Origin of the sequence: Cohnella panacarvi Gsoil 349, assembly GCF_000515335.1 — a bacterium.
Classification (GTDB): Bacteria; Bacillota; Bacilli; order Paenibacillales; family Paenibacillaceae; genus Cohnella; species Cohnella panacarvi.
Genome location: NZ_KI911563.1, coordinates 2034450 through 2047112, shown reverse-complemented (window position 1 = coordinate 2047112; position 12663 = coordinate 2034450). Strand labels below are relative to the sequence as shown.

Genomic DNA, 12663 nt, shown 5'->3' with positions numbered 1-12663 from the left:
TATATTAGAATTGTTCGCTGTAGTAGGAACAACGCATCGGAATTGCGTAAATGCGGCCGAAAGGGTGAAGAGAATGCTGCATATCGTCGCCTGCATTAAGCAGGTACCGGATACGAAAATCATCAAGATGAACCCGAAGACGAATACGATGGACCGTTCGAGCGCGCCGGCGATCTTGAACCCCTACGACTCGCATGCGGTGGAAGAAGCCGTGAGGTTGCGAGCCCGTTACGGAGGCGTCGTCTCCGTGCTGACGATGGGACCCCCTCCCGCGGTCAAGGCGATCAAGAAATGCATCGAGATCGGCGCGGACGAAGGCTATATGATTACCGATCGGGCGTTCGCCGGGGCGGATACGCTGGCCACGAGCTACGCGCTGACGAAAGCGCTGGAGAAAATCGCCGCGGAGGTGCGGCCGATCGATCTGATTATTTGCGGGAAAATGACGATCGACGGGGATACCGGACAAGTCGGGCCGGGCATCGCCAGAAGGCTCGACATGCCGCCGCTGACCTCCGTCAACAAGGTTGTGGAAGTCAACCGCGAAGAATGCTTTGCGATCGTTCATCGAAAGCTGGAAGACGGTTACGAGGTCGTGCGTTCAACGCTTCCCTGCTTGTTCTCCGTAGAGAAGGAAATCAACGAGGCTCCTTATTCCCCGCTGCCGAATATGCTCAAAGCCGCTCGTTATCAGCCGAAGATATGGTCGGTAGACGACTTGCCCGGCATCGACCGGACGCAGCTCGGACTCAAAGGGTCGCCGACGATCGTAAGCTCTGTCTGGGCGCCGCAGAAGCCGCAAGGCGGGAAGCTTCTCGATGGCGATCCGAACAAGCAAGCCGAGCAGTTGCTCGAAGTGCTGCTCGCCCGAAGAGAGCTGTTCGCGGCCGTTACCGAGACGGCGACGGGAGGTGCTTAAATGAGCGGGTTCGAAGACTATAAGGGCACTTGGGTGTTCATCGAAGCGAAAGACGGCGATATTGCGCCCGTATCGCTGGAGCTTCTCGGCGCCGGCCGCCAATTGGCGGACAAGCGTAACGCGCCGCTCGCGGGCTTGCTGATCGGCGACAACGTGACCAAGCTCGCGAAGAAGGCGTTCGAATACGGAGCGGACGTCGTGTACGTGTACGATGCGCCGATCTATCGCCATTATCGGACGGAGACGTACATGCGGGCCGTGCTGGCTTGCGTGGAGAAGCATAAGCCGGAAATTCTGCTCTACGGAGCGACCTCGACGGGCAAAGACTTGGCTAGCGCGGTCGCGACGGATTTGCCGACGGGATTGACGGCGGATACGACCCAGCTGGACGTCGAAGCGGACACGGGCTTGCTGCTGGCGAGCCGGCCGGCGTTCGGCGGCAACATCATGGCGACGATCCTATGCAAGAAGTATCGTCCGCAGATGGCGACCGTGCGGGCGAAAGTGATGAAGGCGCTTCCTAGGCAGCCGGGCCGAACGGGAGCGATCGTCGCGGAGTCGATCCCGCTGAGGGAAGAGGATATCCGCACGAAGGTGCTCGACATCGTACGCGCGACGACGCATCGGGCGCGGATCGACGAGGCGGATATTATCGTCGCCGGGGGCAAAGGGCTCGGCAGCGCCGCGGGCTTCCAGCTCGTGCACGAGCTGGCTGACGTGCTCGGCGCGGCGGTAGGAGCAAGCCGCGACGTCGTCGAGGCCGGATGGATCGGGCATCACCACCAGGTCGGGCAGACCGGCGTTACCGTCACGCCGAAAATCTACTTCGCCGTCGGAATATCGGGCGCCATCCAGCATATCGTCGGCATGCAGAACTCGGGTCTCATTATCGCGATCAACAAAGATCCGAACGCCGCTATTTTCAATAGCTGCCATTACGGCATCGTCGGCGACGCGTTCGTCATCCTGCCGCTGCTGACCGAAGCGTTCAGAGTCGCATTAGCGAAAGGGGAACTGTCCAATGCCGGAAAAATTTGACGTCATCGTCGTAGGCGCGGGACCTGCGGGCATTGCCTGCGCATACGAGCTGGCGAAACATGGCGTGAACGTGCTGCTGATCGAGCGGGGAGAGTACCCAGGCTCGAAGAACGTCATGGGCGGCGTCCTCTATCGCAAGATGATGGAGGAAATCGTGCCGGACTTCCACAAGGAGGCGCCGGTGGAGCGGCCGATCGTGGAGCAGCGGTTCATGATGATGGATAAGACGTCGGCGGTCACGTTCTCCTATAAAGGGATGGAGTGGGCGCAGGAGCCGTATAACAACTTTACGGTGCTGCGCGCGAAGTTCGACCAATGGTTCGCGCAGAAGGCGGTCGAGAGAGGCGCGCTGCTCGTATGCGAGACGGTCGTGCTCGAATGCGTCGTCGAAGACGGCCGAGTCGTCGGCGTGAAGACGGACCGCCCGGACGGGGAGCTGAGAGCGGACGTCGTCGTGCTGGCGGACGGCGTCAATTCGCTGCTGGCGAAGTCGCTCGGCTTCCATAAGGAGTTCAGGCCCGACGAGGTCGCGCTGGCGACGATGGAAATCTTGAAGCTCGACAAGAAGATCATCGAGGACCGGTTCAACCTGGAGGAAGGCCAAGGCTGCACGATCGAGCTGTTCGGCGACGCGACGAAAGGCATTCTCGGCACCGGCTTCCTGTACACGAATAAAGATACGCTCAGCATCGGCGTCGGCACGTTACTATCCGGACTTATCAAGCATAAGATAAAACCGTACGAATTAATGGAGTACGTGAAGAAGCATCCGATGATTCGTCCGTACATCCAAGGCGGCGAGCCTCAGGAATACCTTGCGCACCTCATTCCTGAAGGCGGTTACAAGTCGATTCCGAAGGTGGCGGGAGCAGGGGTCATCGTCGTCGGAGACGCCGCGCAGCTCGTGAACGCCATCCACCGCGAAGGCTCTAATATGGCGATGACGTCGGGACGGCTGGCAGCGGAGGCGATCATTGCGGCCAAGGAGCGGGACGATTACTCGGAGGCGTCGCTCGACGCGTACCGGCAATCTCTCATGGCAAGCTTCGTCGGGCAGGACATGAAGAAGTACAAGGACGCCACCCATCACTTCGATAAGTTCCCGCAGTACTTCGAGCAGTACATTCCGATGATGAACCGGGCGGCGAGCCAAATGCTGACGGTCGACGGCACGCCGAAGCGGGAGAAGCAGCGGAAAATATGGCGGGACATGGGGAGTTTCGGGCAGAAGGTCAAAATCGCGCGCGACTTTTATCGGGCTTGGAGGGTGATGAAGTGATGAGCGAACCGTCTGCGGCGGCGAAAGCCGCAACGATCGAGGAGAAGCAATATTTGCTGCGCTTCAACGCGGATACGCAGTCTCACCTGCACGTCATGGACGCCAACGTCTGCTTAACGAGCTGCCCGGACAAAATATGCACCGTTTTCTGCCCGGCGGAGGTGTACAAGTGGGAAGAGGTGCGGATGCACGTCGGATACGAAGGCTGTCACGAATGCGGAAGCTGCCGGATCGGGTGTCCGCATCAGAACATTAAGTGGGTGTACCCTAAGGGCGGGCATGGCATCGTCTTTCGACTCGGATGAGAGGGGGAGTGGCATGTTGAAGATCGGGGATAGCGTCGTTTACGTGAAGGACGGCTCCAAAGGGGTCGTGATGGAGGTGCAAGAGAACCTTTACCACGTCATCTGGGAGGACCACTTCAGCAGCTGGGAGTTCGGGGAATCGCTGCGCAAAATGGAAGCCTATCCGTCGATATGACGGTAGGCTTTTTTCAGGCTATACGTGGAAATTACACTGTGCTTATTAACACAGATCAAGTCCAAAATTGTGTGTAAAATCCTCTGCTTAAAAGTTAACCGATACGGATGACGTTACTAGCAGGGTTTGGTGCTGTTTTCTTCCATTCGTAATACTCATCCATGTTGAAATAGCGCCGGCCGCTTGTCCACTTTTCCTCGTACTCCATCAGGACTGCGCCTAGTAGGCGAATAACAGATTCCCGGTTAGGAAAGATCCGTATCACACTCTCCCTCCGCCGGATTTCGGCGTTTAAACGCTCCACGCCATTCGTGGTTCTTAGCCGAATTCGGTACGCTTCAGGATATACAATAATAGCTGTAGCATCGTCAAAACCGCTCTCCAGCGTCTCCATCGCTTTAGCTGCTTTGCTCGAATACGCCTCTAGGGTCTGCTTCAGATACTGTCGAGCAGTCTCTAGATCGGGCGCTTCAAATATCGATCGGACACGGCCTTTAATCTCGGTCTTCAGTGCTTTCGGCGCTGCGTCTAGAACGTTGCGGATGAAGTGCATTTGGCATCTCTGCCACGTTATACCTTGGAAATGTTGCCTTACAGCGCGTACAAGGCCGCCATGGTGATCACTAACCACTAACTCGACACCACGAAGCCCGCGAGCCTTAAGCGAGCTAAAGAACTCGCTCCAGCTTGCCTCGCTTTCGGTGTCACCGAGCATGAGGCCCAAAATCTCACGTTGCCCGTCCTTGTTTACGCCATAGCCAATCATGACGCCACGGGAACGAACCCGCCCATCTTCACGCACTTTAACGAACATGGCGTCGACCGAGATAAACGGGTAGGAAGTTTCATGAAGCGGCCGGTTATTCCAGCTGCTTACGATAGGATCCAGTTGTTTGCAGAGCTCGCTCACTGTCGATTTAGAAAACTCGGCTCCGCACAATTCTTCCGTAATCGTGGTTACTTTGCGTGTGGATACGCCGTTAATCACCATTTCCATAAGAGAGAGCATCAAAGCTTGTTCGCTTCTTTGATACCGGGCGAAAAGCTCCGTAGAGAAGCTGCCGTCCCTAAGCCGAGGTACATGCAGTGTAATGCTTCCTACACGAGTCGTTAGTTTACGAGGATAAGTCCCATTGCGGTATCCCGTCCTTTCGTCGGATCGCTCATACTTATCTGCTCCTGCCTGCTCAGCTACTTGTGCTTGGAGAACCTGGTTTAACACGGATTCCAACAAACCATTCACACCAGAATCTTGTCCTTTTCCTAAAAACAGTTGATGCAACAATGCCGTATCTACGGTAATCTGATACTGAGCCATAAATAAAAATCCTCCTCTAAAATGGGTCTCGACAACTTTCATTTTAAGAGAGGAATTTATTTATGGCTCTCCTTTTTTAGGACAACCATTTTACACAATTATATGGACTTAACTTTAACACAGAACCGTGCCAGGTCGATAACTGTATCGAATACAGTTCTTAACTTGTATAAGCTGTCTATTAGCATATTAGATGCACGAAGTACATTTCGTTCAATGCAAAATAGGTTTTAGAGAATTTATGAGTTATCTACATGTATTCCGTACTGTTAGATCGCTCTAAGCATGTTTTTAAGCTGACTAACTGTACTTCATACAGGCGATGGCTCAATCCATCCTCTCCGGTATTGCCCCATCCCGACTCACAAATAGCCCAGCACGTCGTCATACTGCCCGAGCTCGAGGGCGGGATGATCGCGGCTCGCGTACCCGAAGCTTCGTAAGCCCGTTCGGACGTGGAACGTGCGAAGTCCGAGCATCGATCCGCATGCCAGATCGATCTCGCTGTCGCCGATCATGATATCTTGAGAGCATGCCCTATCGCGAATCGCGTCCAGCTTCGGGTTGCCGGTCCCGGAGGGCGATACGAAGTCGATCCGCTCGAACGGAGCGATCAGGTTTAAACGCCGGAGCTGCCGCATGGCAAGCTCGGGATCCCTTCTTATCGAGACGAGATTCAGCCGATAAGAGGGGCTGACCCGGGCCGCGAACTCGTTCAGCCGGCCGATCGGCCGGTCCAGCCGCAGCATCGGCGCGCTCTCCAGCGATTCGCTTTTCCAGCTTCGATATAACGGGAGCAGTTCGCTTCCCCCGTCCGGGTAGCCGAAGGCCGCGTGCCGAACGATCGCCTCGTCCCGGACCCATTGCAGCTTCTGCCTTTTATATTCGCTCAAGCTTAAGGCGAACAGCCCGTGGCGTTCCAGAAACCGACCCATGACGGCATAGTACCTTGGCCATACGTCGAGCAGCGTTCCGTCGAGATCGATATAGATAACCGGCATATTATAGCTCCTCGGCATAAAACTCGTCGTAGTACCGGTACATCGTCAGCTTGGTCGGCATACGTTCGGGAACTTCGACGTCCAGGCCGAGCATCAGCCGGATCATCAGGTTGGGAATATCGCAGCCGGCGGCGATCGTGAGCGGCAGTCCGCCGGAAGCGAACCGCGTGTTAAAGTCCGTCAGGAAGAGGCGGTTGTCCCGGTCCGCGATGTATTGGAAGTTAACCGGTCCTTCGAGGGCAAGATGTTTCTCGAGCTGCCGAAGGACGAACCGCAACGCCTCCGAAGGTTCCGCCTGCGTCGTGACGACGACGGCGCCTCCGTTCGTCTTAAGTCTCTCGCGGACGTTGAACGCGACGAGCCCGCCCGAGCGGTCGAACAGGCAATCGACCGTGTATTCCGTTCCTTGCACGAAAGCCGTCGCCACGTGCTCCCCGAGCTTCCCCGACCAATAGCGGTAATCCGCGTCGTCATCCAATCTGTAGACGCCTCTGCTTCCGCTGCTTTCGGTCGATTTCAGAATCGCCGGATAAGCCGGAATCTCGCCTTCCTCGTAAACCCGCGGTACCGCAATGCCGATGCTCTTCATCAACGCATACATCTTCTTCTTGTTGTGCAATCGTTCGTGGGTATGGAGATCGCAGACGAGCAGCCTGCACCCGAGCTGTTCGAGCCGAGTTTTCCGCGCGGCGAAGAACGGAATGTCGTACGAGGCAAGCGGGAAAATGATATCGATCCGTTCGTTGGCGATAATCTCGACAATTTCGCTCTCGTATCGCGCGTCGCCGCACATCGGTACCGGGTAGAAAGCGTCGGCGAAATACTTCGCCGCGACCTGCGGATTGCTGTCCGCGGTTACGATCCGGTAGTCGTAACCGTCGACCTTGTTGCGAGACAAGTGGCGAATAAGGAATGTTCCCGAGACGCCTCCGGCGGAAGGAATCAGGATGTTCAGAACCCGGTTATCGCCCATAGTATCGGTTCACTTCGGCTTCGACGAGCGGCCATACCCGCGGAATATTCGTCTGGTAAGAGCCTTCGGAGCGGGCGAACTCAAGCCCTCTGCGGGCGATTTGGATTCTTTGGTCTTCATGCTGCAAATAATAGCGGATTTTCTCAATCGTCTCCTCGGGAGAACCCGAAGTTTCGCAGTTGATCCCCGGTTTAAGCCGTTCGCGGACTTGCGGCGTATCCGAAGTGAGCAGGAACCCGCCGCAGGCTAGAATGTCGTACGTCCGGCTGCTCAGTTGGTCCTCGACGGTCTGCACGCTGATGTTGATTCTGGCGGAGCTATGGACTTTAGGCGTCTCGTAATACGGCAGAATGCCGTACAGCATGCGAGGGTTGGCCGTGATGCCGACAAGCCTGGGCAGCTCGTCATGCCAATGATTTCCGCGAATGCGCGTATCGAACGGAGCATCGAACAGGGGATAGACGAGGTCGGCGAGACTTCGTCTGCGGTAAGCGACATGCTCGAATTGACCGTTCACGACGACGGAAACGTCGCACGCGTAAGCGGCAACGGGCTTTACCGGCCGCTGGAAGGACGGATTGCTTCCGACGTCGAGGAACGCGGCGGGAATGCCCATCTCTTCGTATTTGGGGACGCAAGATGCGCTGCGGGAAAAGACGAAGTGCGTGGGAATAGCTTTCACGTATTCGGACGACCACCAGGAATAATGCAGCCAATCCTCCTCGGCGAAATAGAGATGGAACCGATTGTGCTTCCGCAGCGCTCCCGGCAGAACGTCCCGATTCGTCTGCACCTCGTCCCACCCCATGCCGAACGTCAGATCCGGGTTGAAATGCCGCATGGCCTCGTCGATCCGCCTCTCGTCCGGCACGCTCAAATGGTATACGCGATGGCCGATTTCCTCGAGCGCCCAGGCGAAATTCATGCGGTGATGCTCGCCGCTCATGAGGGCAAGAATGTTCATGGCGTCCGTTCCTCTCCGGAAGATCGTTGTTTCAACCAGGAATGCGTTTCTGCCAAACCTTGGTGCAGCGTGCGCGTCGGAAACCAATTCAATTCTTGGCGGATGCGGTTGGAATCGACGGAGCGGCCCTGGATATGATCGATCGAGCGCTTCGGCGCGCAGACGATCGGATAATCGGGTCGGCCCGCGACGGAACCGATCGTTGCGGCAAGCCGCAGAATCGTCGTCTCGATTCCGGTGCCGATATTGTACAGCTTGCCGACGCTGTTCGGCGAGACGGCGGCCAAGAGTATGGCGTCGAGCGCATCGTCGACATAGGTGAAATCTCGAGTCTGCAGCCCGTCGCCGATGACGGGGAACGGGTCGCCTTTCTCGAGGCATTCGAAAAATTTGGCTACGACGCCGCAATACGGGTTGGACGCGACCTGTCCGGGACCGTATACGTTCGATAGCCTGACGATCGTAGTCGGCATGCCATGCATCCTGGCGTATACGTCGAAGTAGTGTTCGGCCGAAAACTTGCTTGCCGAATAGGGCGTGGTGATCTGGTAGAAAGCTTCCGGGGTCGGGCGCACGTCGGCGTTGCCGTAGACGGACGCGGTCGAGGTATACACGATTCTTTGAAGCAAGGGGCACCGCGCGCGGGCTTTCTCGAGCAGCGCGAAGGCGCCGTACAGGTTCGTTCTGAAATCTTCCAAGCTATCGGTGACGGACAAGCTTAAGCTTCTGCAAGCCAAATGAAAAATCCATTGCACGCGCGGCAATACGTCCTCAAGCACTTCTTCGCGATAATAGCTGTCTTTGATGAACGTTATTTTGTCGGACGAGATGACCGCATTCGGGCTTCCGGCCGAAAGATCGTCTACGACGTAGACATGGCTGGCCAGCGGCCCGATTCTTTTCGCCAATTGGGACCCTACGAAGCCGGCTCCCCCCGTTATCAGCACGTTGCCGAATTCCATATTCGCTATCATTCCCTTCGTTCTCAATGTATGAGAACCCGCGAACGCGGGGTTGTACGCTTGCCCGAACGACAAATAGGTACTAGCCGAATGTGCAAGGAACCAGATGCGACATATACTGGATAGTCGAATGGACGATTTTCACGCTGGGGAGTGGATAGGGTTGAAAATTATGCAAGTCTACGAATCCGGCCATTCGCAAGCGGACATCATCGCGCAAGGTTTACGAGATGCCGGCTGCGAGACGGACGTGTACCGGTGGAATGTACCGGTCGCGGACTACGGCCCATGCGACGTCGTTCATGTACATGGCGCGTCGGCGGTCGCTTCCCGGTTGAACGAATGGTCGTCTTACGTGCAACACTATAGAGCGTTGCCTCTTATTCAGTATGAGACGTTCGAAATTCGCTCGCGCCTTGACGCCGTACGCAACAATTTCTATGCTCACCTGGACGATCGTTACAGCGAACTTCCGGAAGAGCTGCTTAAACAGGTGTCTTCCGTATTCCCGGGCTGCATCGTCGAGAGCGCGGAAGCGGCGGAATACGCCGCGAAGTTCCATCGGAGAGTTTATATCGTGCCCCCCGCGATTCGCCTGCAGGAATGGGACGACCGCAAGAGTCGGGGAGAGAGGCTGTTCGGTAAGAGGACCGTCATCGCTCACATCGCCGCGGACGAGTCGAAAGGAGACGAATATATCGAGAAGGCGGTCGCCCGACTACGGGATGAAGGTTACGATTTCCACTACGAGAGGGTACGGAATGCAGGCGGCGACGAAGCCATCGAACGGATGGCCAAGGCGGATATCGTGATCGACCAACTGTTTCACGGTTCTTATAGCCTGACAGCCATAGAAGCGATGGCATTGGGCAAGCCGGTGCTCTCCCATCTGCGCGAGGATTTAAGGCATAGGCTAGACCCGGAGCTTCCCGTCGTCTCGGCGAATCCCGCGACTCTTTACCGGCAGATGGTTCCTTTGCTCGAGAATGAGGAATTAAGACGGTCGTTGGGAGAAAGAGGACGAACGCAGGTCCTGAAGCATCACGCGATAGAAGCGGTCATTCCGAAACTGCTAGCCGTCTATCGTCACGTAACGGATCCGAACCAAGCCGAGAACGTTACGTTCGTCTTCGATCTTATGACGGGAGAGGCTTATCCCATAGAGAGGGCGGTCTCGGTTAGAGGCGCCGAGCCTCCTCCCCCCGCTGTCGATCAGCCGATCGGGGGAGGGGAGAGCATCAATGGGCCTCCACAAGGCGCTGTCCAGAAAACGCCCGCAGCCCGATCTCGCAGAACGGCCAGACGCGCTTTCCGTAAACGCCGTCGCGCTAATAAGCGTTCAAGGAATTCGAGACGCAGGAAGGCTAGACGCGGACGCAGGATAACGACCCGCGTACGCGCAACCGGCCGTATGGTCAGGAAGGGAATCAAGAGGCGGGGAAGAAGGAAGCTGCGGAGGTTGGCCAGAGCCGGCGCCGTTCGGGGCAGGCGCGCAAGGAGACGACGGATGGCGGGATAACGCCGTTCCGTCGTCTTTTACGTTCGTTTCATTCGCAGCGTCGAGAACGCTGCGAGCGGGAGCATTAAAGCTTGCGCCTCGGCGGCCGACGAGTAGATGGCGAATACGCTCTCGAGCGCGCGCCGGCCTTCGGACAAGGGGATCAGGACGGTTCCTTGATCCCCCCGGCAAGCGGAGGCGAACGCTCTGTACAACTCGACGTGTTCGTCGCGGCATTCTAATAGCCGCGAGGCTTCTTCCTCGGCGTGCGGCTCACTTTCCACATACCAGCGTTCCAAGCGATCCAGCCTCTGCCCGCCGATGCTCACCGTTCCCCTCTCCCCGAGGATGAACAGCGATTGTTCGAGATTGTCCGGCAAAGTGACGGAGTTGGCCTCGATCATCGCTTTGGCGCCTTCGGGGAACGTCAGGATGCCGACGGCGACGTCTTCGGTTTCCTTCTCGGAATGACGCGAGGAGATTTCCCCGTACGCGCGGGTCGGCTGTCCGAGGTACCATAACAGCAAGTCGATCGCGTGAATGCCTTGATTCAGCAGCATTCCTCCGTCGTGCTCCCACGTACCTCTCCACGGGGAGGATTGATAGTAGCTTGGAGGACGATGCACGCGCAGCTTGGCGGAGGCCATCAGAATTCGTCCTAATGCGCCGCCGTCTACCAGTTCCTTCAACTTCAGCATCAACGGACGATAGCGAAGCTGGTGGCATACCTGCACGATTAATCCTCGCTCGTCCGCAAGCCGAATCATCAGGTCCGCCTCCCTTAGAGACAAGGCGATCGGCTTCTCCAGCACGACGTGTTTGTTCGACTGCAACGCTTCTGTCGCGATCCGCGCATGCCATCCGGAGTTCGTCGCGACGACGACCGCGTCGATGGCCGGATCGGCGAGCAATCGCCGGTAATCGGCGACCGGTATCGCTATGCCTTGCCCGGCGCTGGCCGTACGCCATAGCGCGGACATCGTCTCCATCCGTTCCGTGCTGACATCGCATAATGCGGCCAATGTTACGCCCGGACAAGCGGCGATCGAGGCGACGTGCTTGGCTGCGACGGCACCGCAGCCGATCAGCGCGAGCGCAAGGTCGCGCATCTATTTCGCCCTCCTATTGTCGCGGAATACCGAAATAATACGATCTTGTTCGGAGTCGGACAAGAACGGGTGCAACGGAATGGCGAATAACCGTTCCGAGAGCCGTTCGGCTACGGGGAGATCCCCGGGGCGATAATCCAGCTTCCGATAAGCCTGCTGCAGATGAAGCGGGCACGGATAATACACGCCGGTCTGTACCCCGGCTTGCCTCAGCGCGGACAGTAATGACGCTCTGTCGTCCGAGCCGACGCAATAGAGGTGGTAGACGCCGCGGACGCGATCCGGCTCGGACGGAAGGTCCAGACCGGACATCTGGCCAAGAGCCTTGCGGTACCGGTCCGCGAGCGCTCTTCTCCGTTCGTTCCACTCGTCGATATGGTTCATGGCCGCAAGGAGAATGAGAGCGTGAAGCTCGTCGAGCCTGGAGTTGTAGCCGATCGTATCGTGGTAATATTTCTTCGGGCTTCCATGGTGCCGCAACCGGCGGATCGTCGCCGCGAGCTTCGGATCGGAGGTCGTAACGATGCCGCCGTCGCCCATCGTCCCCAAGTTCTTGGTCGGGAAGAAGGAGAAGCAGGCGGCGTGTCCGAAACTCCCGACCGGTCTGCCCCCGAACCGGGCGCCGAACGCCTGGCAGGCGTCTTCTATCACCAGGAGTCCGTGCTTCCGGGCTAACGCGCCGATGCTGTCCATGTCAGCGGGCAGACCGAATAGATGCACGGGCATAATCGCTTTCGTGTTCGGGGTAATGGCGGCCTCTATGCTAGCAGGATCGATATTGTAGGTGACGGGGTCGACATCGACGAACACCGGTCTGGCGCCTCTTCGCGATATCGCTTCGGCCGTCGCGAAGAAAGTGAAAGGGGTCGTGATGACCTCGTCCCCCTCGCCGATCCCGAGAGCATCCAGCGTTAGGATTAACGCGTCCGTGCCGTTCGCGACTCCGATCGCTTCAAGCGATCCCGTTCTCTCGGCGAAAATCCGCTCTAGCGATGCGACCCTCTCGCCCATTACGTAAGCCCCGCTGCCTATGAAAACCTCGAATTCCCGCAGCAGCTCTTTACTCAGAAATCGAAACTGCCGGGACGGATCAGAAAGCCCTATCATGCGATTCCCATCCTC

The 12663-nt window shown here is 57.3% G+C and carries 13 protein-coding genes; 6 read left to right on the top strand and 7 right to left on the bottom strand.

From position 1 onward, the window contains the following. Positions 1–73 precede the first annotated feature (73 nt). Genes COHPA_RS0109815 through COHPA_RS25815 form a run of 5 tightly spaced genes read left to right on the top strand, consistent with a single transcriptional unit; the run spans position 74 to position 3716 of the window. Positions 74–919, top strand: a complete 846-nt coding sequence (locus COHPA_RS0109815) for an electron transfer flavoprotein subunit beta/FixA family protein (RefSeq protein ID WP_027086004.1) — start codon at positions 74–76, stop codon at positions 917–919. Further along, positions 920–1957 (top strand): electron transfer flavoprotein subunit alpha/FixB family protein, encoded by a 1038-nt coding sequence (locus tag COHPA_RS0109810; protein ID WP_027086003.1) that lies wholly within the window; start codon positions 920–922, stop codon positions 1955–1957. Beyond that, positions 1941–3236, top strand: a complete 1296-nt coding sequence (locus COHPA_RS0109805; RefSeq protein WP_027086002.1) for an FAD-dependent oxidoreductase — start codon at positions 1941–1943, stop codon at positions 3234–3236. Before COHPA_RS0109810 ends, COHPA_RS0109805 begins: the two co-directional genes overlap by 17 nt. After that, positions 3236–3541 carry a ferredoxin family protein gene (locus COHPA_RS0109800; RefSeq protein ID WP_027086001.1) on the top strand — a complete coding sequence of 102 codons (306 nt, stop codon included), beginning with the start codon at positions 3236–3238 and terminating at the stop codon, positions 3539–3541. The genes COHPA_RS0109805 and COHPA_RS0109800 overlap by 1 nt, the downstream gene beginning before the upstream one ends. 13 nt (positions 3542–3554) lie before the next feature. Further along, entirely contained in the window at positions 3555–3716 is a 162-nt protein-coding gene (locus COHPA_RS25815) for a hypothetical protein (protein ID WP_169733257.1), read from the top strand. A 94-nt stretch (positions 3717–3810) separates the two neighbouring features. Here the strand turns inward: COHPA_RS25815 and COHPA_RS0109790 are convergent, their stop codons facing one another. From COHPA_RS0109790 to COHPA_RS0109770, 5 genes are all read right to left on the bottom strand, one after another. Continuing rightward, the gene (locus tag COHPA_RS0109790) at positions 3811–5034 is read right to left on the bottom strand and encodes an IS256 family transposase (RefSeq protein WP_027086000.1); all 1224 of its coding nucleotides are present in this window, start codon (positions 5032–5034) and stop codon (positions 3811–3813) included. Between the two features lie 362 nt (positions 5035–5396). Next, positions 5397–6035, bottom strand: coding sequence for an HAD family hydrolase (locus COHPA_RS0109785; RefSeq protein ID WP_027085999.1), 639 nt, complete (start codon positions 6033–6035; stop codon positions 5397–5399). Between the two features lies 1 nt (position 6036). Continuing rightward, on the bottom strand, positions 6037–7008 hold the full coding sequence (locus COHPA_RS0109780) for an ATP-grasp domain-containing protein (RefSeq protein ID WP_027085998.1): 972 nt from the start codon (positions 7006–7008) through the stop codon (positions 6037–6039). After that, complete coding sequence (locus COHPA_RS0109775) at positions 6998–7972, bottom strand: CgeB family protein (protein ID WP_027085997.1); 975 nt, start codon at positions 7970–7972, stop codon at positions 6998–7000. The genes COHPA_RS0109780 and COHPA_RS0109775 overlap by 11 nt, the downstream gene beginning before the upstream one ends. Continuing rightward, on the bottom strand, positions 7969–8946 hold the full coding sequence (locus COHPA_RS0109770) for an NAD-dependent epimerase/dehydratase family protein (protein ID WP_027085996.1): 978 nt from the start codon (positions 8944–8946) through the stop codon (positions 7969–7971). Before COHPA_RS0109770 ends, COHPA_RS0109775 begins: the two co-directional genes overlap by 4 nt. A gap of 160 nt (positions 8947–9106) precedes the next feature. Between COHPA_RS0109770 and COHPA_RS0109765 the strand changes: the two genes are divergently transcribed. Further along, positions 9107–10453, top strand: coding sequence for a glycosyltransferase family protein (locus COHPA_RS0109765; protein ID WP_245590336.1), 1347 nt, complete (start codon positions 9107–9109; stop codon positions 10451–10453). A gap of 17 nt (positions 10454–10470) precedes the next feature. Here COHPA_RS0109765 and COHPA_RS0109760 read toward each other — a convergent pair whose 3' ends face one another. Continuing rightward, on the bottom strand, positions 10471–11541 hold the full coding sequence (locus COHPA_RS0109760) for a Gfo/Idh/MocA family protein (protein WP_027085994.1): 1071 nt from the start codon (positions 11539–11541) through the stop codon (positions 10471–10473). Next, entirely contained in the window at positions 11542–12648 is a 1107-nt protein-coding gene (locus COHPA_RS0109755; protein WP_027085993.1) for a DegT/DnrJ/EryC1/StrS family aminotransferase, read from the bottom strand. Positions 12649–12663: the final 15 nt, after the last annotated feature.

Coding starts and splice junctions, on each gene's coding strand:
- COHPA_RS0109815 (WP_027086004.1), top strand. CDS start 74: ATGCTGCATATCGTCGCCTGCATTAAGCAGGTACCGGATACGAAAATC.
- COHPA_RS0109810 (WP_027086003.1), top strand. CDS start 920: ATGAGCGGGTTCGAAGACTATAAGGGCACTTGGGTGTTCATCGAAGCG.
- COHPA_RS0109805 (WP_027086002.1), top strand. CDS start 1,941: ATGCCGGAAAAATTTGACGTCATCGTCGTAGGCGCGGGACCTGCGGGC.
- COHPA_RS0109800 (WP_027086001.1), top strand. CDS start 3,236: ATGAGCGAACCGTCTGCGGCGGCGAAAGCCGCAACGATCGAGGAGAAG.
- COHPA_RS25815 (WP_169733257.1), top strand. CDS start 3,555: ATGTTGAAGATCGGGGATAGCGTCGTTTACGTGAAGGACGGCTCCAAA.
- COHPA_RS0109790 (WP_027086000.1), bottom strand. CDS start 5,034: ATGGCTCAGTATCAGATTACCGTAGATACGGCATTGTTGCATCAACTG.
- COHPA_RS0109785 (WP_027085999.1), bottom strand. CDS start 6,035: ATGCCGGTTATCTATATCGATCTCGACGGAACGCTGCTCGACGTATGG.
- COHPA_RS0109780 (WP_027085998.1), bottom strand. CDS start 7,008: ATGGGCGATAACCGGGTTCTGAACATCCTGATTCCTTCCGCCGGAGGC.
- COHPA_RS0109775 (WP_027085997.1), bottom strand. CDS start 7,972: ATGAACATTCTTGCCCTCATGAGCGGCGAGCATCACCGCATGAATTTC.
- COHPA_RS0109770 (WP_027085996.1), bottom strand. CDS start 8,946: ATGATAGCGAATATGGAATTCGGCAACGTGCTGATAACGGGGGGAGCC.
- COHPA_RS0109765 (WP_245590336.1), top strand. CDS start 9,107: ATGCAAGTCTACGAATCCGGCCATTCGCAAGCGGACATCATCGCGCAA.
- COHPA_RS0109760 (WP_027085994.1), bottom strand. CDS start 11,541: ATGCGCGACCTTGCGCTCGCGCTGATCGGCTGCGGTGCCGTCGCAGCC.
- COHPA_RS0109755 (WP_027085993.1), bottom strand. CDS start 12,648: ATGATAGGGCTTTCTGATCCGTCCCGGCAGTTTCGATTTCTGAGTAAA.